The sequence below is a fragment of the Streptomyces sp. NPDC006235 genome, from assembly GCF_040613735.1.
Classification (GTDB): domain Bacteria; phylum Actinomycetota; class Actinomycetes; order Streptomycetales; family Streptomycetaceae; genus Streptomyces.
This window is the reverse complement of record NZ_JBEXSR010000024.1, coordinates 15,955-35,636: the sequence shown is the minus strand read 5'-3', so window position 1 is coordinate 35,636 and position 19,682 is coordinate 15,955. Positions and strand designations below refer to the sequence as shown.

The 19,682-nt window shown below is 71.9% G+C and carries 16 protein-coding genes and 1 pseudogene; 1 reads left to right on the top strand and 16 read right to left on the bottom strand.

Annotated elements, in window-relative coordinates; genetic code table 11:
• Nucleotides 1-55: 55 nt before the first annotated feature.
• Complete coding sequence (locus tag ABZ192_RS25740) at nucleotides 56-2,224, bottom strand: VCBS repeat-containing protein (RefSeq protein WP_356926817.1); 2,169 nt, start codon at nucleotides 2,222-2,224, stop codon at nucleotides 56-58.
• A gap of 229 nt (nucleotides 2,225-2,453) precedes the next feature.
• Here ABZ192_RS25740 and ABZ192_RS25735 point away from each other — a divergent pair.
• Nucleotides 2,454-3,338: pseudogene (locus tag ABZ192_RS25735) on the top strand (serine hydrolase); the annotation flags it as partial.
• An 11-nt stretch (nucleotides 3,339-3,349) separates the two neighbouring features.
• On the opposite strand, the gene ABZ192_RS25730 reads toward ABZ192_RS25735, so the two are convergent.
• From ABZ192_RS25730 to ABZ192_RS25660, 15 genes are all read right to left on the bottom strand, one after another.
• On the bottom strand, nucleotides 3,350-4,735 hold the full coding sequence (locus tag ABZ192_RS25730) for a glycosyltransferase 87 family protein (RefSeq protein ID WP_356926816.1): 1,386 nt from the start codon (nucleotides 4,733-4,735) through the stop codon (nucleotides 3,350-3,352).
• A complete protein-coding gene (mptB, locus tag ABZ192_RS25725) occupies nucleotides 4,732-6,126 on the bottom strand; it encodes a polyprenol phosphomannose-dependent alpha 1,6 mannosyltransferase MptB (protein WP_356926815.1) in 1,395 nt (464 codons plus the stop codon). Before mptB ends, ABZ192_RS25730 begins: the two co-directional genes overlap by 4 nt.
• Before the next feature lie 261 nt (nucleotides 6,127-6,387).
• Entirely contained in the window at nucleotides 6,388-7,311 is a 924-nt protein-coding gene (locus ABZ192_RS25720) for a glutaminase (protein WP_356926814.1), read from the bottom strand.
• Nucleotides 7,312-7,355: 44 nt separating this feature from the next.
• Complete coding sequence (aspA, locus tag ABZ192_RS25715) at nucleotides 7,356-8,768, bottom strand: aspartate ammonia-lyase (protein ID WP_356926813.1); 1,413 nt, start codon at nucleotides 8,766-8,768, stop codon at nucleotides 7,356-7,358.
• A 118-nt stretch (nucleotides 8,769-8,886) separates the two neighbouring features.
• Entirely contained in the window at nucleotides 8,887-9,903 is a 1,017-nt protein-coding gene (locus tag ABZ192_RS25710; protein WP_356926812.1) for an asparaginase, read from the bottom strand.
• 32 nt (nucleotides 9,904-9,935) lie between these two features.
• Nucleotides 9,936-11,378: an amino acid permease gene (locus tag ABZ192_RS25705; protein WP_356926811.1), complete on the bottom strand. Its 1,443-nt coding sequence runs from the start codon at nucleotides 11,376-11,378 to the stop codon at nucleotides 9,936-9,938.
• The gene (locus tag ABZ192_RS25700) at nucleotides 11,375-12,052 is read right to left on the bottom strand and encodes a FadR/GntR family transcriptional regulator (RefSeq protein WP_356926897.1); all 678 of its coding nucleotides are present in this window, start codon (nucleotides 12,050-12,052) and stop codon (nucleotides 11,375-11,377) included. The genes ABZ192_RS25705 and ABZ192_RS25700 overlap by 4 nt, the downstream gene beginning before the upstream one ends.
• Nucleotides 12,053-12,216: 164 nt before the next feature.
• Nucleotides 12,217-13,053, bottom strand: coding sequence for an undecaprenyl-diphosphate phosphatase (locus ABZ192_RS25695; protein WP_356926810.1), 837 nt, complete (start codon nucleotides 13,051-13,053; stop codon nucleotides 12,217-12,219).
• A 72-nt stretch (nucleotides 13,054-13,125) separates the two neighbouring features.
• Nucleotides 13,126-13,473 carry a fluoride efflux transporter CrcB gene (gene crcB / locus ABZ192_RS25690; protein WP_356926809.1) on the bottom strand — a complete coding sequence of 116 codons (348 nt, stop codon included), beginning with the start codon at nucleotides 13,471-13,473 and terminating at the stop codon, nucleotides 13,126-13,128.
• Entirely contained in the window at nucleotides 13,470-13,850 is a 381-nt protein-coding gene (locus ABZ192_RS25685) for a DUF190 domain-containing protein (protein ID WP_356926808.1), read from the bottom strand. The genes crcB (ABZ192_RS25690) and ABZ192_RS25685 overlap by 4 nt, the downstream gene beginning before the upstream one ends.
• Nucleotides 13,847-14,308 carry a fluoride efflux transporter CrcB gene (crcB, locus tag ABZ192_RS25680; RefSeq protein ID WP_356926807.1) on the bottom strand — a complete coding sequence of 154 codons (462 nt, stop codon included), beginning with the start codon at nucleotides 14,306-14,308 and terminating at the stop codon, nucleotides 13,847-13,849. Before crcB (ABZ192_RS25680) ends, ABZ192_RS25685 begins: the two co-directional genes overlap by 4 nt.
• Nucleotides 14,309-14,477: 169 nt before the next feature.
• The gene (locus ABZ192_RS25675) at nucleotides 14,478-15,437 is read right to left on the bottom strand and encodes an SMP-30/gluconolactonase/LRE family protein (protein WP_356926806.1); all 960 of its coding nucleotides are present in this window, start codon (nucleotides 15,435-15,437) and stop codon (nucleotides 14,478-14,480) included.
• Between the two features lie 57 nt (nucleotides 15,438-15,494).
• Nucleotides 15,495-15,752, bottom strand: a complete 258-nt coding sequence (locus ABZ192_RS25670) for an ArsR family transcriptional regulator (RefSeq protein WP_356926805.1) — start codon at nucleotides 15,750-15,752, stop codon at nucleotides 15,495-15,497.
• A gap of 182 nt (nucleotides 15,753-15,934) precedes the next feature.
• A complete protein-coding gene (locus ABZ192_RS25665; RefSeq protein WP_356926804.1) occupies nucleotides 15,935-17,485 on the bottom strand; it encodes an arabinogalactan endo-1,4-beta-galactosidase in 1,551 nt (516 codons plus the stop codon).
• A gap of 112 nt (nucleotides 17,486-17,597) precedes the next feature.
• The gene (locus tag ABZ192_RS25660) at nucleotides 17,598-19,619 is read right to left on the bottom strand and encodes a beta-galactosidase (RefSeq protein WP_356926803.1); all 2,022 of its coding nucleotides are present in this window, start codon (nucleotides 19,617-19,619) and stop codon (nucleotides 17,598-17,600) included.
• Nucleotides 19,620-19,682 lie beyond the last annotated feature (63 nt).

Below are 19,682 nucleotides of genomic sequence, written 5' to 3'. Positions count from 1 at the left end.
CCTAGGGCTGCCCCGGGGAGCGTCTTCTTCCCGGACCGCGCCCGGATCCGTGCCGTCAGGAGATGCGGATGTCCGACCAGTCCGTGGTCTTGCCGACCTGGGACCGGTTGTCGAAACCGCCCTTGCCGTTGCCCCGGTTCAGCCAGGCTCGGCCGTCCTTGTCGAGCGAGACCAGGTCGGGCCGGCCGTCACCGGACAGGTCGAGCCCGCCGACCACGTCCTTGTAGGAAGTGCCCCAGTCCTTGAAGACCCGCGACCGCGACTTGAAGGTGCCGGCGCCGGTCCCGTCGAACCGCCACAGCTCGTTCGACGCGTCGATGGCCAGCAGGTCGCTCTTGCCGTCGCCGCCCAGGTCTCCCGCGGCGATCAGCCTCTTGTAACCGCCGAAGCCTGACCCGGCGAGCGCTCGGGCCTTGAAGCCGCCCGCGCCGTTGTTCGCGTAGACGTACAGCTTCCCGGTCGAGGCGGACCGGGTCAGCAGGTCGGCCCTGCCGTCGCCGGTCACGTCGCCGGGCGAGACGACCGCGTCGTACGCGCTCCAGTCCGAGGAGACCTTCACGGAGAGCGACTGCTGGTCGGGCAGCCCGCCGCCGCAGATCGTCGGGTGGACGCGGGCCTCGCCCTTCGGGGAGCGGACGAACACGTCGTTGCAGCGGTCGCCGTCGAGGTCGCCGAAGGGCAGGACGAGCGTGCCCGTAGGCCAGCCGCTCGCGCGCTGCCCCGCGGTCAGCTTCGTCGCGTCACCCGCGTACACCTTGAGCCCGGCGCTGCCCCGGCCGAACAGGTCGGCCTTGCCGTCGTCCGTGTGGTCACGCCACTTGGGCAGTGCGCGGGCGGTGGCGGTGGCCTGGTACACGCCGTCCAGGACGGTGTTGTTCGTCTCGCCCACCAGGTACTCGTCCCACAGCACGACGGGCCGGCCGAGCGCGTCGGCGGCCACCTGCGGCGGCCCGGCGAACTGGGCGCTCTTCGCACTCAGCCGCCGCGGGGTGGACCAGGTGCCGCCCTTGAAGACGGCGGCCATCGTGTACTCCTCGTACGAGTAGCCCTCCCGCCACGTCACCGTGACCGTGCCGCCGGAGGTGGCCGCCGCGGCGACATTGCGCACCTTCTTGTGGGTGGAGAAGCGCTGCGCGTACGACCGCCAGAGGCCGGTGGCCGCCGAACGCACCGCGTACCAGGGGGTGGTGGGTCCGCCGGCCACGAAGAGGTCGCCGTTGGGCAGGTGGACGGGCGCCGTCATCCTGTACGTGCTGCCACGGCTGTCGGCGGACCGCGGGGTGCTCCACTGCGTGGCGCCGGCGGGTCGGCGGGAGTGCATGAGGTGCGCGTCGTCGTAGAAGACGTCGAAGCCGCCCTGCGGAACGGCGAACACCTTCGGGCGCACGAAATCCTTGCCCGGGACCGGAAAGCCCTGGACCGTGGTCCAGGCGGACGCGCCGGGGGCCTTCTCCAGGGCGACGACGGCCTTGCTCGCCTGCCACTGCCACACCAGCAGGGCGGTGCCGTCCTTGTCGACCGCGAGGTCCATGTTGGCGATGTCGCGGCTGCCGGACGGCGGCTGCGCGTTGAGGTCGGCCGGAGCGGTCCACGCGGCCCGCGGACCGGCCTTCTCGGCGGCCCTCACGACACCGGAGACCGACCACACGGCGACCAACCGGCCGTCGGGGGCCGCCGCCAGGTGGTGGTAGCCCTTCTCGGGGACCGCGGCGACGTATTCGGGCTCGGAGAAGGCGGTCGCGCCGGGCGTGAGGGTGGCGACCTTCAGCCAGTGGTTGCCCTGGTCGTCGGCGCGCTTGGCCCGCCAGGCCAGGCGCACCGAGCCGTCGCCGAGTGCAAGCAACTCGGTGCTGTATCCGCCGGCGTCCGGCCAGGTCTGCGGGGTGAGCCAGCGGGTGCTGCCGACGGGCCGGATCCGGGTGGCACGCCCATCGTGGGTGAGGGAGACCAGGGCGCCGTCCCCGGCCGACACCAGGGCGCTCAGCCCGCCCGAGGCTTCACCTGGTCTGGGGGCCGGGGCGTGGAGGGCGCGGGTGCCCCACGGGCCCGGCGCACGCGTCTCGGCGGCGGCCGCAGCGGTGCCGGCGGTCGTGGCGGTGGTGGCCGTGCCGGTGGCGGTGGTGGTGGCCGTGGCGGTGGTGTGGGCGGCGGCCGGGTCGGTGGCCGCCAGAGCGAAGACGGGAGTGAGCGCGATGCCGAGCACCGCGCGGGACTGCGAAGTCATGGGAATGCCCCCCCGGGCAGGACGAATCGGTTGGCACGGATTCGCCGAACTGTTCGAACAAGTCTGACGCAGCGTATATCAACCAAGATCGTCCCGCGTGGGGGAATTCGGGAACTGCCTCCCCGTGCCCGGCGGGGTTCGGCGCCGCACGTGCGGCATCCGGGTGCTCGCGCGTGGCGTCCGGCCCGGTCGCCGCGGCGCGGAGGACATCCGTTTCTACGTTGATCCTATGATCTACGGATTCTCTTCCCGGGTGGCCGCGTCGACCTGTGCGCTCTGTACGGCGGGGCTGCTGGCCGTGATGCCCGCCGCGGCGGCCCGTTCCGGCGGGGCGGAACCCAGTCCGCCGGCCGGGCCGAGGGCGGCGGCCCCGCACCCCTCGCTGCTGTACCGCCCCGGTACCCAGGTCCGCCCGCGCGCCGGGGCGCCCCGCCTCCCGGAGACCTCCGCGCTGTCCTGGCTGGTGGCCGACGCCCGCACCGGCGAGGTGCTCGCCGCCCACAACGCGCACCGCAGACTGCCCCCGGCCAGCACCCTGAAGACCTTGTTCGCCCTCACGGTGCTGCCCACGCTGCCGGCCGGCATCCGGCACACGGTCCGCGCCCGGGAGCTCCGGGGCATCGGGGCCGGCAGCAGCATGGTCGGGGTCACCGAGGGCGGTACCTACCGGGTCGACGACCTGTGGCGGGGCGTCTTCCTCAACTCCGGCAACGACGCCGTGCACGTCCTGGCCGAACTCAACGGCGGCTGGCGGGCCACGGCGCAGCGCATGCAGGCCAAGGCCCGCTCCCTCGGCGCCCGCGACACGCATGTGGTCTCCCCGGACGGCTACGACGCGCCGGGCCAGGTGTCGTCGGCGTTCGATCTGGCGGTCTTCGGCCGCGTCGGGCTGCGCAACCCCGACTTCGCGCGGTACTGCGCCACCGTCGAGGCCAGGTTCCCGGGCGGCGGAGACTGGTCGTACCCGATCCGCAACACCAACCGGCTGCTGAGCGGCGCCCGTGGTGTGAAGCCGTACCGGGGGCTGATCGGCATCAAGAACGGCTACACCAGCAAGGCGGGCAACACCCTCGTCGCGGCGGCGCGGCGCGACGGGCGCACCCTCGTCGTGACGGTGATGAACCCTCAGGAGGGCGGCGGCTCCGCGGTGTACGAGGAGGCCCGCTCACTGCTCGACTGGGGCTTCGAGGCGGGCAGCCGGGTCGAACCGGTGGGTTCGCTCGACACGTCGAAGCCTGCGGAGCGACCGGCCGCGGCGACTCCGCCCACCGTCGCGGCCGCCGTCCCGAAAGAGGCCGGTTCCGGGTGGACGGAAGCGGGGCTGATCGCTGGTGCCGCCGGGCTGGGCGCTGTGGTCGTGGTGCTGGTGCTGCGGCTGCCGGTCCGCCGTTCCGGAGACTGCTGACCGGCCGGCAGCCACAGCAGCAGGCCGAGGGTGATCCAGGCGTAGGTGTTGCTGCCCAGGAAGCCGTCGACGCCGGACGCGTCGTCGAACCACAGCCACACCACACTCGTACACAGCACCGCGTACAGGGCCCCCGCGATCCGGGTGTGCCCGGTACGGATCAGCACGGCGAAGGACGGCAGCAGCCACACGAGGTGGTGCACCCAGGTGACCGGGCTGACGAGACAGGCGGCGAGCCCGGTCAGGGCGAACGCCGCCGTCCAGTCCCCCGCGGCGACCGCCCGGCGCGCCCGCAGCGCCCACACGCCGAGGACCAGCAGGACCGCCGCCGCCCACACGGCCCGGTCCGTCTCGCCCAACCGGGCCAGGACGCCCTGCACCGACTGGTTCGAGACGTAAGCGAGGCGGCCCACCCGGTTGGTGTCCCACAGCGCCTCCGTCCAGTAGAAGCGCGAGGCGTCGGGGTCCGCTGACGCGGCGAGGGCCGTGGCACCGAGGGCGACGGCCGTGGCGACCGCCGCCGCGCGCCACCTCCGGGCCACCAGCAGCAGACCGATGAACAACGCCGGCGTGAGCTTGATCGCGGCCGCCAGCCCGATGCCGACACCCGCCCAGCGCGTCCGTCCGCCGGCGAGCAGCGCCGCGTCGGTGAGCACGAGCGCCAGCAGCAGCAGATTCACCTGGCCGAAGCTGAAGGTGTCGCGCAGCGGCTCGAACAGCGCGAGGACGCAGGCGGTCACGGCCCAGCCGTACCAGCCGTGACGCCGCCAGGCCGGGCCGGCGAGCAGCCACAGGATCAGGGCCAGGGCCGCCACGTTGAGCAGCAGGGCGGCGGCGATCGCGGTGCGCAGGTCCAGCAGGGCCATCGGCAGCATGGCGACGGCCGCGAACGGCGGGTAGGTGAAGCCGTACCCCGTGCCGGGGACCCGGTAGTCGTAGATCCGGCCGCCGTGGTGGACCCAGTGGTCGATGGTTCCGTAGTAGACGCGCAGATCGAACCAGTCGCGCAGCAGGGGCACGGTGGCGGTGAAGACCGTCACCACCGTGGCGAGGGCGAGCAGGAGCAGCAGGCGACCGCGGTCGGTGCGCGGCAGGCCCGGGGTCATGCCGTGTTTCCCAGCGCCGGTGCCAGCTGGGCCTGGTGGGCCTGCCACAGCACGACGACCGCGAGTGCCCCTCCCGAGACGGCCAGCACGAGTTGGCCGGTGTCGGCCGGGCCGCCGCCGGGCAGAACGCAGAGCGCCAGCACGCCGGTCACCGCCGCTGTGCGGTGGCGTACGGAGGTACTGGGCGCGGCGGCGGCGATGAGGAACAGGCCCCACAGGGCGTACCAGGGGCGGATCGCCGGACCGAGGGCGGCCACCGCCGCCAGGCTCAGGCCCAGCGCGTACACCGGTCGTGGCCGCAGCCGGAGCCAGATCAGGACGATCGCCGCCCCGGCCGCCACGACGCCCAGCGCGTGCCAGGCGGGGATCGCCAGGGGTGCGAGATCGCTGCCGAGGTGTTCCAGCAGGGCGCGGGTGGCGCGGCCGAGCAGGGTGGTCAGGGCCCAGTTCTGTGGTGAGACGGGGGTGTTCAGGGCGCCGATCCAGCCGTAGCCGGTGCCCGCCGCGGCCGTGGCGGCGACGGTCGTCCCCGCGGCCGCGACGGCGGTCGCCACGAGGGCCTTCGCCGTACTGCGGCCCGCACGCACCTGGAGGACGACGACGGCGGCGAGACCGAGGGCGGCGGGCGCCTTGACCAGGGCGGCGAGCGTGACGAGGACGGCGCCGAGGAACGGCCACCGGCCGAGCGCCGCCACCAGCCCGGCGCCGAGCAGGCCCAGCATGACGGCGTCGTTGTGGGCGCCCGCGACCAGGTGCAGCAGGACGAGCGGGTTGAGGGCGCCCAGCCACAGCGCGGCGGCCGGGTCGGCGCCGCTGTGGCGGGCCAGTCGGGGCAGCGCGGCGGCCATCAGGGCCACGCCGGCGAGCGCGACGAGCCTCATCCCGAACAGTCCGGCGGGCAGTTCACCGCGCGTCAGCGCCGACAGGGCCGCCGCGACGGCGAGGAACACCGGGCCGTACGGGGCGCCGGTGTGGCGCCAGAGCGGGGCGACCTCGCCGGCGAGGGGGCCGCCGAGCTGCGCCGGCCCGTGCGCGTAGACGTCCATGTGCGCATCGACCATCGCCCCTTGGGCGAGGTAGCTGTACACGTCCCGGCTGAACAGCGGCGGGGCGAGCAGCAGCGGGGCGGCCCAGACGGCGAGGACGAGCAGCAGGGCGCGGGGAGCGGGCGGTCTCGGCCCTCGGACCAGCCGGCCCAGCAGCGCCCAGGCCGCGATCAGCAGGACGAGTCCGAAGTACACCGCCACCAGGCCGAGGGCGGCGCCTGCGGAGGCCGGGTGCAGGAGGTCGCGTACGGGCAGGGCTCCGGCCGTCTCGCCTCCTGCCGCGAGGAAGGCGGTGCCGGCCAGACCGAGTATCTGGCAGCGGCGGAGATCGACGGGGAAAGCCATGGCCAACACTCGGGCAGCGTGTCAACGTGGGGTGGCCTCGCGGCGACGTGGAGCCCTCTGGAGGGGAGCGGGAGTGTGACCGGCCGGTGATCAGGTGTGGGGCGGTGGGACCGGTGGGCAGCTGCCGGGTGCGGTGGTGTGCGGGGTGCGGGGTGCGGGCCCGTCGTGGCTTGTCGCGCAGTTCCCCGCGCCCCTGAAGGCATGACCCCGGCGCCCGCCGAGATGTGAAGGCATGACCCCGACGCCGGCTGAGATGTTCCGTCAGAACACCGACAGGCCCGTCAGGGTCGTGAATCGGTCCAGGGCCGCCACACCGGCCACCGAGTTGCCCCGTTCGTCCAGGCCGGGGCTCCACACGCAGAGCGTGCAGCGGCCCGGGACGACCGCGATGATGCCGCCGCCCACGCCACTCTTGCCGGGCAGGCCCACGCGATAGGCGAAGTCGCCCGCCGCGTCGTACGTGCCGCAGGTCAGCATGATCGCGTTGATCTGCTTGGCCTGGCTGAGGGTGAGCAGGCGGGTGCCGTCGGCGCGTATGCCGTGCCGGGCGAGGAAGGCGGTGGCGAGGGCGAGATCGGCGCAGGACGCCGCGATCGAGCACTGCCGGAAGTACTCGTCGAGCAGGACGGGTACCGGGTTGTCGATGTTGCCGTAGGACGCCATGAAGTGGCCGAGCGCGGCGTTGCGGTCGCCGTGCGCCGATTCGGACGCGGCGACCTCCTGATCGAAGGTCAGACCCGTGTTGCCGCTCTCCGCCCGCAGGAACGCCAGCAGTTCGCCCGACGCGTCGCCGGTACGGGTGTGCAGCCGGTCGGTGACGACGAGGGCGCCCGCGTTGATGAACGGGTTGCGCGGGATGCCGTTCTCGTACTCCAGCTGGACCAGGGAGTTGAAGGGGTTGCCGGACGGCTCGCGGCCGACGTGTTCCCACAGGGCGTCGCCCTCGCGGGCCAGGACGAGGGCGAGGGTGAAGACCTTGGTGATGGACTGCGCGGAGAAGGGCCGCCGCCAGTCCCCCACGCCGTACACCGTGCCGTCCGGCTCGGCGACGGCCATGCCGAAGCTGCGCGGGTCGCGGGCGGCGAGCGCCGGGATGTAGTCGGCGGGCCGGCCCCGGCCGGGCGTCCGCTCGATCTCCTCGGCGATGCGCTCCAGGACCGGCTGGAAGGTCGTCGACGACGTCATGATCCGATTGTCCCTCCGTGCCGGTCCCGGTGCGCTCGCGTCCGTCAGGCCACCGGAGCCGGGCCGCTGCCCGCCAGGACCTCCGGGCGCAGCAGCCCGGCGAGGGTCTCGGCGGGCAGCAAGCCCTTCTCCAGGACGAGTTCCGCCACGCCCCGGCCGGTGGCGAGGGCCTCCTTGGCGATGTCGGTGGCGGCCGTGTAGCCGATGTGCGGGTTGAGCGCGGTGACGAGGCCGATGGAGTTCTCGACGGTCGCGCGCAGCGCCTCGGTGTTGGCGGTGATGCCGGCCACGCAGCGCTCGGCGAGGGTGAGGCAGGCGGCGCGCAGGTGCGTGATGGACTCCGACAGGGAGTGCAGGATGATCGGCTCGAAGGCGTTGAGCTGGAGCTGTCCGGCCTCGGCGGCCATGGTGATGGTGACGTCGTTGCCGATCACCTCGAAGGCGACCTGGTTGACGACCTCGGGGATCACCGGGTTGACCTTGCCGGGCATGATGGACGAACCGGCCTGCACCGGCGGCAGGTTGATCTCGCCGAGTCCGGCGCGCGGCCCGGAGGACAGCAGCCTGAGGTCGTTGCAGCTCTTGGAGAGCTTGACCGCGATGCGCTTGAGCACACCGGACATCTGGACGAAGGCGCCGCAGTCCTGGGTGGCCTCCACCAGGTTGGCCGCCGTCACCAACGGCAGGCCGGTGATGGCCGCGAGGTGGCGGCGGGCCGACTCGGCGTATCCGGCGGGGGCGTTGAGGCCGGTGCCGATGGCCGTGGCGCCGAGGTTGATCTCATGGATCAACTCGACGGCCTCGGCGAGACGGGACCGGTCCTCGTCCATCATGACGGCGTACGCGGAGAACTCCTGGCCGAGCGTCATCGGCACCGCGTCCTGCAACTGTGTACGGCCCATCTTGAGCACGTCGCGGAACTCGACGGCCTTGCGGGCGAAGGCGTCCTGGAGGACCGCCATCGCGTCGAGCAGCCCGCGCACCGCGAACACCGTCGCGATCTTGACGGCGGTCGGGTAGACGTCGTTGGTGGACTGGCCGAGGTTGACGTCCTCGTTGGGGTGCAGGTACCGGTACTCGCCCTTGGCGTGCCCCAGCAGTTCCAGTGCCCGGTTCGCCACGACCTCGTTGGCGTTCATGTTGGTGGAGGTGCCGGCGCCGCCCTGGACGACGTCGACGACGAACTGGTCGTGCAGCTCGCCGTCGCGGATCTCCCGGCAGGCGGCGACGATCGCGGCCGCCTTCTTCGGGTCCAGCAGCCCCAGTTCCTCGTTGGCGAGGGCGGCGGCCTCCTTGACGGCGGCCAGCGCGTCGATCAGGTGCGGGTAGGCGGAGATGGTCATGCCGGTGATGGGGAAGTTCTCCGTGGCCCGCAGGGTGTGCACACCCCAGTAGGCCTCGGCGGGAACATCCCGGTCCCCGAGCAGATCGTGTTCGGAACGGGTGGCGGCGGTCATGAGCGGGAGAGTCCCTTTTCTGGAAATGAGGGTGGATGTACGCCCTCAAGGGGCGCGGGGAACTGCGCGAGCAACCACGGACGGCCCGCAGTCGCCGACGCGCAGATCCGGCACACTGTCAGGCGCGAGCAGATCCGACAACGGGCTCCAGCGAGCGAACGGGCCGCACACGCCCGACCTCCCGGCCGCCTCCGAGAAGCGGCTCACCCGCGAACTCGGCCAGCAGCTCCGGATCGACACCCGCCCGCGCCAACGCCGCGGCAGCAACCGGCACCCGCGCCCGATTCGCACCGTCGGCGATCTTCACGGCAACGGCCCGGCCATCGGCCAGCGCAGCAACCTGCACGCCCTCGAAGCCGTCCTTGGTCAAAAGCCCCGGCACCGCCCGCATCATCGCGGCGACGTCCCGGCCGGAGCCGGAGGCCATCTCGGCGTGCTCGCGCATCGCGTCGGCGACCCGGGCCTCGGGCGTGCCCGGCGCGGCGGTGACGATCCGGGCGGTGGCCCGGGCGAGGCCGTGCAGGGAGATGGAGAACAGGGGCGCCCCGCAGCCGTCGACGGTGACCCGGGCGATGCGCTGCCCGGTGAGGTCCTCGACGATCTCGGCGATGGCCTGCTGGAGGGGGTGGCCGGGGTCGAGGTGGTTCTCCAGCGGCCAGTCGTTGAGGGCGCAGGTGTAGAGCATGGCCGCGTGCTTGCCGGAGCAGTTCTGCGCGAGCCGGGAGGGCAGCCGGCCCTCGCGCACCCAGGCGTCCCGGACGACCGGGTCGAACGGCAGGTCCGGGACGTTGCGCAGGTGGTCCTCGGTGAGCCCGGCGAGTTCGAGGATGCGCCGGGTACCGGCGAGGTGGCGTTCCTCGCCGGAGTGGCTGGCCGCGGTCAGCGACAGCAGCTCGCCGTCGAGCGGCAGCCCGGCCCGGGCCATGGCCACGGCCTGGACGGGCTTGATCGCGGAGCGGGGGTAGAAGGCGGCCTCGATGTCTCCGATCTGGAGCTGGACCTCTCCGTCGGCGCCGAGGACGACGACGGAGCCGTAGTGGATGCCTTCGACGATGCCGCCGCGTATGAGGTGGGCGACGGGGGCGTGGACGGGTTCACGGACAAGGGGTGCGTCCGCGAGGGAACTGCTGTACATCACTGCCTGCTTCTCATGGAGCGGCGCGTTCCTCACGCGTCGGCTCCGGTGGTGGACGTGCGCGCGACACGGCCGCGGACGGCGAACCATCCGGCGACCAGTGCCCCGACGATCAGCGGCAGGCACAGCACGGTGGTGCGTCCCGCGCCGCCGTCGGCGTACATGAGGACCAGGACTGAGGCGAGGAACGCCAGCGTCACGAGCTCGGTCCAAGGGGAGCCCGGCAGCCGGTAGCCCGGGCGGGTCAGCTCGCCCTTCTGGGTCTTCTGCCAGAAGAGGAGGTGACAGATCATGATCATGCCCCAGGTGGCGAGGATACCGATCGCGGCGAAGTTCAGCACGATCTCGAACGCCTCGGCGGGCACGACGAAGTTGAGGCCGACGCCCAGGACGCAGATGCCGCTGGTGAGCAGGATGCCGCCGTAGGGGACCTGGCTGCGGCTCATCACGGACGTGAACTTCGGCGCGGACCCGGCCATGGCCATGGAGCGCAGGATGCGGCCGGTGGAGTACAGGCCGGAGTTGAGGGAGGACATCGCGGCGGTGAGGACCACGAGGTTCATCACGTCGCCGGCCGCCGGGACGCCGATGTTGGACAGCACCGTGACGAAGGGGCTCTCCCCCGCCGTGTACTTGTTCCAGGGCAGCAGCATCGACAGCAGGACGACGGAGCCGACGTAGAACACGCCCACGCGCCACATGATCGAGTTGATCGCCTTGGGCATGATCTTCTCGGGGTTCTGCGTCTCACCGGCCGCGACGCCGACGAGCTCGACGGAGGCGTAGGCGAAGACGACGCCCTGGATGATCAGCAGCATGGGCAGCAGGCCGTGCGGGAAGAGGCCGCCGCTGTCGCTGATGAGGGACGGGCCGGGGCTGTGGCCGTCGACGGGGTGCTGCGTGACCAGCAGGAAGATGCCGATGCACATGAAGACGACGAGCGCGCCGACCTTGATGATCGCGAACCAGAACTCCAGCTCGCCGAAGATCTTCACCGAGATCAGGTTCACGGTGAGCACGACCGCCAGCGCGATGAGCGCGATCACCCACTGCGGGATGTCGGAGAACATGCCCCAGTAGTGGGTGTAGGTCGCGACGGCGGTGATGTCGGCGATGCCGGTGGTCGCCCAGTTGAGGAAGTACATCCAGCCGGCGGTGTAAGCGCCCTTCTCCCCCATGAACTCGCGGGCGTACGACACGAAGGCGCCGGAGGAGGGCCGGTACAGCACGAGTTCGCCGAGGGCGCGCACGACCAGGAAGGCGAAGAGGCCGCAGACCGCGTAGGCGATGAAGAGGGAGGGCCCGGCGTCGGCGAGGCGGCCGCCGGCGCCGAGGAAGAGGCCGGTGCCGATGGCGCCGCCGATGGCGATCATGTTGACGTGCCGGGACTTCAGGGACTTGCTGTAGCCGGCGTCTCCGGCGTCGACATGGCCGGAACGTTTCTGCACGCCTTCGTGCAGGGACTGCTCGCTCACGCCTCGGGTCCGCCTTCCGTGGGGGTGTCCGTGCGCGCGGGGCGCACGATGTCGGTGAGGGTCGTCTCGACCCGGTCGAGGTGGTGGGCCATGGCCTCCACCGCGTCGTTCTCGGAACCGTCCATCAGCGCCTCGACGATCGCCCGATGCTCGCGGTTGGACTGCTCACGGCGGCCGCCCAGCTCGTTGAGGAAGGCGGACTGGCGGGCCAGCGCGTCCCGGATCTCCTCGATGACCCGGCGGAAGACCGGGTTCTGCGCGGCCTCGGCCACGGCGAGGTGGAACAGCGTGTCCATCGCGACCCAGGCGGTGGTGTCCGTCTCCCGTTCCATCCGGTCCAGCAGGTGGGCCAGGTGGTCGAGGTTCTCCGGGGTGCGGCGCCGGGCCGCGTACCCGGCGACCGGGATCTCGACGTGGCGGCGCACCTCCAGAAGGTCGCTGGCCGAGTAGTCGCCGAAGGTGGGGTCCTCGACGGTGCTGGCGACGACGAAGGTGCCCTTGCCGGTCCTGGAGACGGTCAGGCCCATGGTCTGCAGGGCGCGCAGCGCCTCGCGCAGCACGGGCCGGGAGACCTCCAGGGTGCGGCAGAGTTCCGCCTCGGAGGGGAGCTTGTCGCCGATGGCGTAGTCACCGCGCTCGATGGCGTCGCGCAGATACGCCAGCACCGCTTCCATGGCGCTGACGCGCCGCACGGGCTGTCCGGCTGTCCGGCTGTCTGACAGGTTCACGGTGGCGATCCTGCGGGTCGCGGGAGGCGCCTGTCAAGGGGTCGCAACGAAACGTCCAGAGGGCCGCAAGCCCGCGTTCACGCGCCCGGCCCCCTCGCCGTGGCGACCGGTCAGCCGGTGAGCACACCCGCCCCGAGCAGGCCGAACAGCAGCACGCCCACGACGATCCGGTAGATCACGAAGGCGTTGAAGGAGTGCTTGGCGACGAACTTCAGCAGCCAGGCGATGGAGCCGTAGGCCACCACGAAGGACACGATCGTGCCGACGGCGAGCGGGGCCGCTCCCACGCCGGTGCCCAGGGCGTCCTTGAGTTCGTAGAGGCCGGCGCCGGTCAGGGCGGGGATGCCGAGGAAGAAGGAGAGCCGGGTGGCGGCGACCCGGTCCAGGTCGAGGATCAGCGCCGTGGACATGGTCGCGCCGGAGCGGGAGAAGCCGGGGAAGAGCAGGGCGAGGATCTGGGAGCTGCCGACGAGCATGGCGTCCTTGAAGGAGGTGTCGTCCTCGCCGCGCTTGTGCCGGCCCATCTGGTCCGCCGCCCACATCACCCCGCTGCCGGCGATCAGCGAGCCGGCCACCACCCACAGCGAGGCCAGCGGACCCTCGATGAGCGGCTTGGCGGCGAGTCCGACGGCGACGATCGGGATCGTCGCGCAGATGACCCACCAGGCGAACTTGTAGTCGTGGTGGTAGCGCTCCTCGCGGTCGCGCAGGCCCCTCCCCCACGCGGACACGATCCGCACGATGTCCTTGAAGAAGTACACGAGCACCGCGGCGATCGCGCCGACCTGGATGACGGCCGAGAACCCGACCACGGCACTGTCGCCGACGGGGATGCCCATGAGCCCTTCGACGATCTTCAAATGGCCGGTGGAGGAGACGGGCAGGAACTCGGTCACCCCCTCGACGGCTCCGAGGACGACGGCCTGACCGACGCTGATGACGCTCATGGGATCCAGTTCTGTGCGAGGAGAGACGGGCGCGGAGAGGACCGTCTTACTACACGCGGGCGAGAACGGATCTCACAGACGCGCGAGCGCCACCCCCGCGAACGCCGCCCCGAGACCGGCCGTCATGCTCGCCGTCACATTGAGGACGGCGTAGCCGCGGGCTCCCGTCTCCACCAGCCGCAGCGTCTCGTAGGAGAACGTGGAGTACGTCGTCAGGGCCCCGCACAGACCCGTGCCGAGCAGCAGTTGGACGTGTCCGGCGACGCCGGTGAGCAGGCCGAGGACCAGGCAGCCGGTGACGTTCACCGCGAAGGTGCCCCAGGGGAAGACGGAGTCGTGCCGGGACTGCACCGCACGGTCGGTGAGGTAGCGCAGCGGGGCGCCGACCATCGCGCCCCCGACGACCAGCAGCCAGTTCACAACGACCTCTTACCCTTCGTGTCCGTTTCGCCCGGGGTGTCCTCCCGGCCCATGTACCGGATGACCTCGCAGTCGTCGAGGGTCACCAGTCCCTCGGTGACGAGTTCGTCGAGCTGGGGCAGGAAGGCCCGCACGCGTGGCTCGGTGTCGACGATCACGACGGCGACCGGCAGGTCCTCGCTCAGGGACAGCAGCCGCGAGGTGTGGATCAGCGAGGAGGCGCCGAAGCCCTCGACGCCCCGGAAGACGCTGGCGCCCGCGAGGCCCGCCACGTGGGCCCGGTGGACGATCTCCGAGTAGAGGGGCTTGTGGTGCCAGGTGTCGTTCTCGCCGACGAAGACGGTCAGGCGCAGGGCCCTGCCGGTCAGCCGGGTCATGGCTGCCTCCACTTCAGGACACGGCGGGTCGACCAGGCCGCGAGCCACACCGCCGTGAGCGCCGCCACCGGGGTCGCGGCGAGGTAGGCCAGGCCGGTGCGGAGGTGGCCGCCGTCGGCCAGGTTCTGGATGTCGACGGCGTAGGTCGAGAAGGTCGTGAAACCCCCGAGCACGCCGGTGCCGAAGAACGGGCGGACCAGGCGGTGCGCGGCCCGGATCTCGGTGATGACCACCATGAACACGCCGATCACGGCACAGCCGGCCACGTTGACCCAGAAGATCGTCCAGGGGAAGCCGCCGGTGTGCGAGGGCCACCACAGGGACGCCGCGTAGCGGGCGGCGGCCCCCGCTCCCCCGCCGAGCGCCACCGCCGCGACGACGGGCGCCTGGCCGCGCCAGGCGGGCGGGGGCAGGGCAGCGGGCCGGATGCGGGGGCTTTCCGTCTCGGGGGCCGTCATGGTCCTACGTCTCCTACTCGCCGGGGCCCGGGATCGTGCGGGCGCGTGCCGTCGCAAGTAGGGACCGTTGGCGGCGTCCGTGCCGCGGTTCGGGAACGGCGGGCCCCACCGCCGCGCCGCGAGAGGTGTCGCGGCCGGGGTTCAGGTTAACCCCGGTGGCGAACCGACGTCACTTCGGGCCGGGTGGCTCGCAGACCGCCACGCCCGGCTCCCAGAGGCTGCCCAGCACGAGGTGTCCGCCCGCTTCGCACACGCTGGTGACCATCCGGTACCCGGAGTGGCGGCGGGCGAGGTGGTGAAGGACGCGGCCCTCGTCGTCGAAGGCCAGGACGGCGATCGTGCCGGTGGGACGGAAGGGAGCGCGTACGGCCACGCGGGCGGCGGCCCGGCGGACCCCGGGCGCGCTGCGGTGGAACAGGTCGAGGGCGGGGACGCGGGGCCCGGCCAGCGCGACCCAGACCGGTCCGTCCGGGGTGCCGCGCCAGAGGTTGTCGGGCATGCCCGGGAGGTTCTCGGCGAAGGGTTCGCTCCGGCCTGCGCCAGGGCCGGTGAGCCGGTAGCGGATGAGCCGGCGGGCGCCGGTCTCGGCGACGACGAGGAACGACTCGTCGGCCCCGGCGGCGAGCCCGTTGGCGAACTGGAGGCCGTCCAGCACCACCTCGGGGGTGTCCGCGCCGGGGGCCAGGCGCAGCAGGCGTCCCGTCCCGGTGTGTTCGACGATGTCGCCGATCCAGTGGTCCAGGGGGTGGCGGCGGCTGGAGACGGTGAAGTACACACTGCCGTCGGAGAGGGACACCACGTTGCTGGCGAACCGCAGCGGCTCCCCCGCCACCGTGTCGGCGAGGACGCGGAGCGTGCCGTCGCCGGTGCCGACGCGCAGCAGTCCGCGTTCGGCGTCGCACACCAGCAGGTCGCCGTCCGGGAGGAGTTCGAGTCCGAGCGGCCTGCCGCCGGTCTCGGCGATCACCTCGGTACGGGCCGTCACCGGGTCCCCCAGGCCGTCAAGGCGCAGGATGCGGCCGTCGGCCAGGCCGGTCAGCACGCGGCCGCGCGGGTCGGCGACCACGTCCTCGGGGCCGTGGCCCACCGCGACGTAGTGGCGTGGGACGAGTGCCGTGGGGCGGTCCATCGCGTGTGTCCTTCACCGTCGGGGGAGCTTCCGGGGTACGGGGTCGTACCGGGTCGCCTACCAGCCCTTTTCAAACATCCGGGCGACCTCGGCGATGCGCATCTCGTCGCGGTGGTAGTGCACGCGGCCCGCTGACCGGCTGGTGCGCAGCATGCCGGTGGCGTGAAGCAGCCGGAGGTGGGTGACGGCGACCGGGCGGGGCATCGAGAACCTCTCGGCGACGGCGTCCGCGGTGACGCCGTGCGCGGCGGGGCCGGGTTCCTTCAGCCAGGCCAGGATGCGCAGGCGCGTGTCGTCGGTGGGAGTCCTCAGCATGTCGTGCCCCTGCCTCGCGGCTCTGTCCTCTTACCGCGTCTTCCCACTGTCTCGCAGTCGAAGCCGCCGCGCTCGGGACTCGGCATCCTTGACCGATACCGAACTGCCGTATGCCACAAGTGAGTTCGGAAACGGGTGAGGGCCCGGCCGTGTGCGTGCGGCCGGGCCCCCTTCTGCGTGGGTCAGCGGTGGCGGAACCAGGACATCGACGACAGCGCCCGGTCGTCGTAGCCGAACAGCGCCTGGTTCTCCCAGGCGTTGCCGGAGGACGCGTCGGTCGGATCCCAGCCGTTGCCGTTCACCGCGGTCCAGGTCGCCTCCCAGTAGAAGATGCCGAGGCCACGGCCGTTGGGGACGGCCTCCACGATGCTCGCCACGTCGTTCATCCACCGGGTCTGGCCGGACACGCTCGCCGGGTAGCCGGAGACCAGCTCGGCGCTGGTGTCGATGATGTTCTCGTGGGAGTCCTCGCTGTCCAGGCGGAACGGGTAGGCGGTCTCGGCGACGAAGACCGGCTTGCCGTAGCGGGAGGCCGCGTCGTCGAGGGTGGTCTGGAAGTCGGCCAGCGTGCCGTGCCAGTAGCCGTAGTACGACAGGCCGATCGCGTCGAACTTCACGCCGTTGGAGCGCGCGCTGTCGAACCACCAACGGGTGCCGGCCAGGTCACCGCCCTTGGCGAGGTGCAGGGCGACGGTCGTGCCGGCGCTGACCGCCTTGACCGCGTCGTAGCCGGAGTTGAGCAGACCGGCCAGCTGCGGCCAGTTGGAGGTCGATCCCTCGTTCCACAGCATGCCGCCGTTGATCTCATTGCCGACCTGGACCATGTCGGCGGTGGTGCCCTGCGCCTTCAAGGCGTTCAACACGTCGTACGTGTGGTTGTACACGTCGGTCTTGAGTTGACTGTACGAGTGTCCGGCCCAGGCGGCGGGCTTGTCCTGGCGGCCCGGGTCGGCCCAGAAGTCCGAGTAGTGGAAGTCGACGAGCAGCTTCATGCCCTGCGCCTTGACGCGCTTGGCCGTGGCGAGGACGTGCGCCTTGTTGTTGTAGCCGTCGGCCGGGTTCACCCAGACCTTGAGGCGCGCGTAGTTCATGCCGGACGACTTGAGGATCGTCAGCGGGTCTCCGGCCGTGCCGGAGCTGTTCCGGTAGGCGCCGCCCTTGGCCTCGCTCTTGGGCAGTGACGAGATGTCGGCACCCTTGATCGACGTACTGGACGTGCCCGGCGTGAAGGTCAGGTCGTCGACATTGATCCAGTTACCGGCGTTCGCGTCACTGTTGACGCTGATCGTGCACTGGTTGCCGGTCACATTGACCGGCACGACGATCCGGATCCACCCACTGGCCGAGACCGGCAGGTCGGTGCGCTGCTCGGCGCCGCCGCAGTTCTTCAGCGCTATGTACGCGGACTTCTGCCCGCCGCCGGAGCGCACCCAGGCGGTGAGCTTGTAGGCACCGTTGGTGAGTCCGGACAGGTACTGGTACGTCTCCACCTTGTAGGCGGTGGAGGACCAGTGGCTGAGGCGGTAGCTGCCACCGTGACCGCCGGACTCGGTGAACGAGGCACCGGTGTCGCCGTACTCGGACCAGCCGGCCGGCGTGGCCGCGCCCGCGCCGTCGGTCTCGAAGCCGCCGTTGGTGAGCGTGCTCGCGGCGTTGGCGGGCAGGGCGGTGAGGGCGAGCCCCGCCGCGAGCGGGAGCAGCAGGGTTCTGAGCGTGCGTCTGGGATGGAACATCGTCGTCCGTCGTCCCTTCGACGTGGGGGTTGGGGGTGCCCCTCGCCCGAGTGGGGCGAGAGAGCCCTCCGCCCGCGGTTCCTGCGGCTCGCACGGGCGGAGGGGAGTCGGTTCAGCCGTCGAGCCGGACGACCCGGACGGCTCCGGCCGGGACCGCCAGGCGGCCCGCGGCGCGTTCACCGGTCAGCAGTTCGGTGCCGTCGGCCTCCAGCGGCACCTTGGCGTCCGAGCCGGTGTGGTTGACGGCGAACAGGTAGGTGCCCGACTCGCCGGTGCGGCGTACCACTTCGACGTCCCGGGGCAGATCGGCGCGCGGGGCGAGGCGGGCGTCCTCGACCGCCCAGCCGAGCAGGGCGTCGAGTCCGTCGGCTCCGAGCCGGGTGGAGACGTACCAGGCGGTGCCCTCACCGAGGCGGTGCCGGGTGACGGCGGGCCGCCCGGCGGTGAGGCCGTCGGCGTACGTCAGGACGGTCTCGGCGCCGCGCGGCACCACGAACTCCGTCCACACGTCGGCGCCCAGCTCGGATCCGTCGGGGCCGGTGACGCTCACCCGCTCGCCGGGCAGCAGCGGTGAGAACTCCTCGACGGTGAGGCCGAGGACGTCCCGCAGCGGGCCCGGGTAGGCGCCCTCGTGGACGGCGTCGTGCTCGTCGACGATGCCGGAGAAGTACGAGACGACCAGTGTGCCGCCGTTCTCGACGTAGGCCGTGAGGTTGCTCCCGGCCGCCTCCGTCATCAGGTACAGGGCCGGTACGACGACAAGGGGATACCTCGACAAGTCGGCTTCCGGGTGGGCGAAGTCGACGGTGAGGTGGCGGTCGTAGAGGGCCTCGTAGAAGGAGTCGGCGCGTTCGCGGGCGTCGTGGTCGACGCTGGGGCGCCAGTCGAGGTTCTGCGCCCACCAGGAGTGCCAGTCCCACAGCACGGCCACGTCGGCCTCGGTGCGGGTGCCGCGGATCTCGCTCAACGCGCCGACTGCGGAGCCGAGTTCGACGACCTCGCGCCACACGCGGGTGTCGGTGCCGCCGTGCGGGACCATCGCCGAGTGGAACTTCTCGGCGCCTCGCCGGGACTGGCGCCACTGGAAGAACATGGCTCCGTCGGAGCCGCGCGCCACGTGGGTGAGGGAGTTGCGGGCCATCTGGCCGGGGGCCTTGGCGGGGTTCCGGGGCTGCCAGTTGACGCCCGAGGTGGAGTGTTCGAGCAGCAGCCAGGGGGCGCCGCCCGCGACGGAGCGGGTGAGGTCGGCGGCCATGGCCAGGTTGACGTGGGTGCGGCGGCCGTCGGTGATCAGGTAGTGGTCGTTGGTGACGATGTCGACCTCGCGGCCCCAGGCCCAGTAGTCGACGGAGTCGCACTGGCTCAGCGCCGTCATGAAGTTGGTGGTGACCGGGACACCCGGGGACAGGCGGTGCAGGATGTCCCGCTCCGTCACGAAGTTCTCGCGCATGGTGGCGTCGGCGAACCGCTTGTAGTCCAGCGCCTGGCTCGGGTTGACGGCCGCGGGGGTGAGCCGGGGTGGATTGATCTGGTCGAGGTCGGTGTAGCGCTGGCCCCAGAAGGCCGTGCCCCAGGCCTCGTTGACCGCGTCGACCGTGCCGTACGTCGTCGCCAGCCAGCGGCGGAAGTGCGCGGCGCACGAGTCGCAGTAGCAGGCCGAGACGGGGACGCCGTACTCGTTGTGCACGTGCCACATCGCCAGGGCCGGGTGGTCGCCGTAGCGTTCGGCGAGCTTCGTGGTGATGGCGGCGGCGGCCGCGCGGTAGTCCGCGTTGCTGTGGCAGATCGCGGCGCGGGAGCCGAACTCGTAGCGCATGCCCTCGGCGGTCACGGGCAGGGCGTCGGGGTGGGCCCGGTAGAACCAGGCGGGCGGTACGACGGTGGGGGTGCCGAGGTCGACGCGGATGCCGTGCTCGTGCAGCAGGTCCAGGAGCCGGTCGAGCCAGCCGAAGTCGTGGCGGCCGGGTGAGGGCTCCAGCAGTGCCCAGGAGAAGATCCCGACGCTCACCATGGTGACGCCGGCCTCGCGCATCAGCCGGACGTCCTCCTGCCAGACGCTCTCCGGCCACTGCTCGGGGTTGTAGTCCCCACCGAAGGCGAGCCTGGTGAGGCCCCTGGGGGTGGTCTCCGGCATGGATGGTCTCCCGGTCGGTCGATCAAATGGGAACGTGCACACACAGCGGCGCGGTGCGGAGCC

What these genes read in the sequence shown, in the direction of transcription:
- aspA (WP_356926813.1), bottom strand. Translation starts at nt 8,768, where the DNA reads ATGACCGCCGCCACCCGTTCCGAACACGATCTGCTCGGGGACCGGGAT.
- ABZ192_RS25695 (WP_356926810.1), bottom strand. Translation starts at nt 13,053, where the DNA reads ATGAGCGTCATCAGCGTCGGTCAGGCCGTCGTCCTCGGAGCCGTCGAG.
- ABZ192_RS25670 (WP_356926805.1), bottom strand. Translation starts at nt 15,752, where the DNA reads ATGCTGAGGACTCCCACCGACGACACGCGCCTGCGCATCCTGGCCTGG.
- ABZ192_RS25685 (WP_356926808.1), bottom strand. Translation starts at nt 13,850, where the DNA reads ATGACCCGGCTGACCGGCAGGGCCCTGCGCCTGACCGTCTTCGTCGGC.
- ABZ192_RS25660 (WP_356926803.1), bottom strand. Translation starts at nt 19,619, where the DNA reads ATGCCGGAGACCACCCCCAGGGGCCTCACCAGGCTCGCCTTCGGTGGG.
- ABZ192_RS25720 (WP_356926814.1), bottom strand. Translation starts at nt 7,311, where the DNA reads ATGACGTCGTCGACGACCTTCCAGCCGGTCCTGGAGCGCATCGCCGAG.
- ABZ192_RS25675 (WP_356926806.1), bottom strand. Translation starts at nt 15,437, where the DNA reads ATGGACCGCCCCACGGCACTCGTCCCACGCCACTACGTCGCGGTGGGC.
- ABZ192_RS25730 (WP_356926816.1), bottom strand. Translation starts at nt 4,735, where the DNA reads ATGACCCCGGGCCTGCCGCGCACCGACCGCGGTCGCCTGCTGCTCCTG.
- crcB (WP_356926807.1), bottom strand. Translation starts at nt 14,308, where the DNA reads ATGACGGCCCCCGAGACGGAAAGCCCCCGCATCCGGCCCGCTGCCCTG.
- ABZ192_RS25700 (WP_356926897.1), bottom strand. Translation starts at nt 12,052, where the DNA reads ATGGAAGCGGTGCTGGCGTATCTGCGCGACGCCATCGAGCGCGGTGAC.
- ABZ192_RS25710 (WP_356926812.1), bottom strand. Translation starts at nt 9,903, where the DNA reads ATGTACAGCAGTTCCCTCGCGGACGCACCCCTTGTCCGTGAACCCGTC.
- mptB (WP_356926815.1), bottom strand. Translation starts at nt 6,126, where the DNA reads ATGGCTTTCCCCGTCGATCTCCGCCGCTGCCAGATACTCGGTCTGGCC.
- ABZ192_RS25665 (WP_356926804.1), bottom strand. Translation starts at nt 17,485, where the DNA reads ATGTTCCATCCCAGACGCACGCTCAGAACCCTGCTGCTCCCGCTCGCG.
- ABZ192_RS25740 (WP_356926817.1), bottom strand. Translation starts at nt 2,224, where the DNA reads ATGACTTCGCAGTCCCGCGCGGTGCTCGGCATCGCGCTCACTCCCGTC.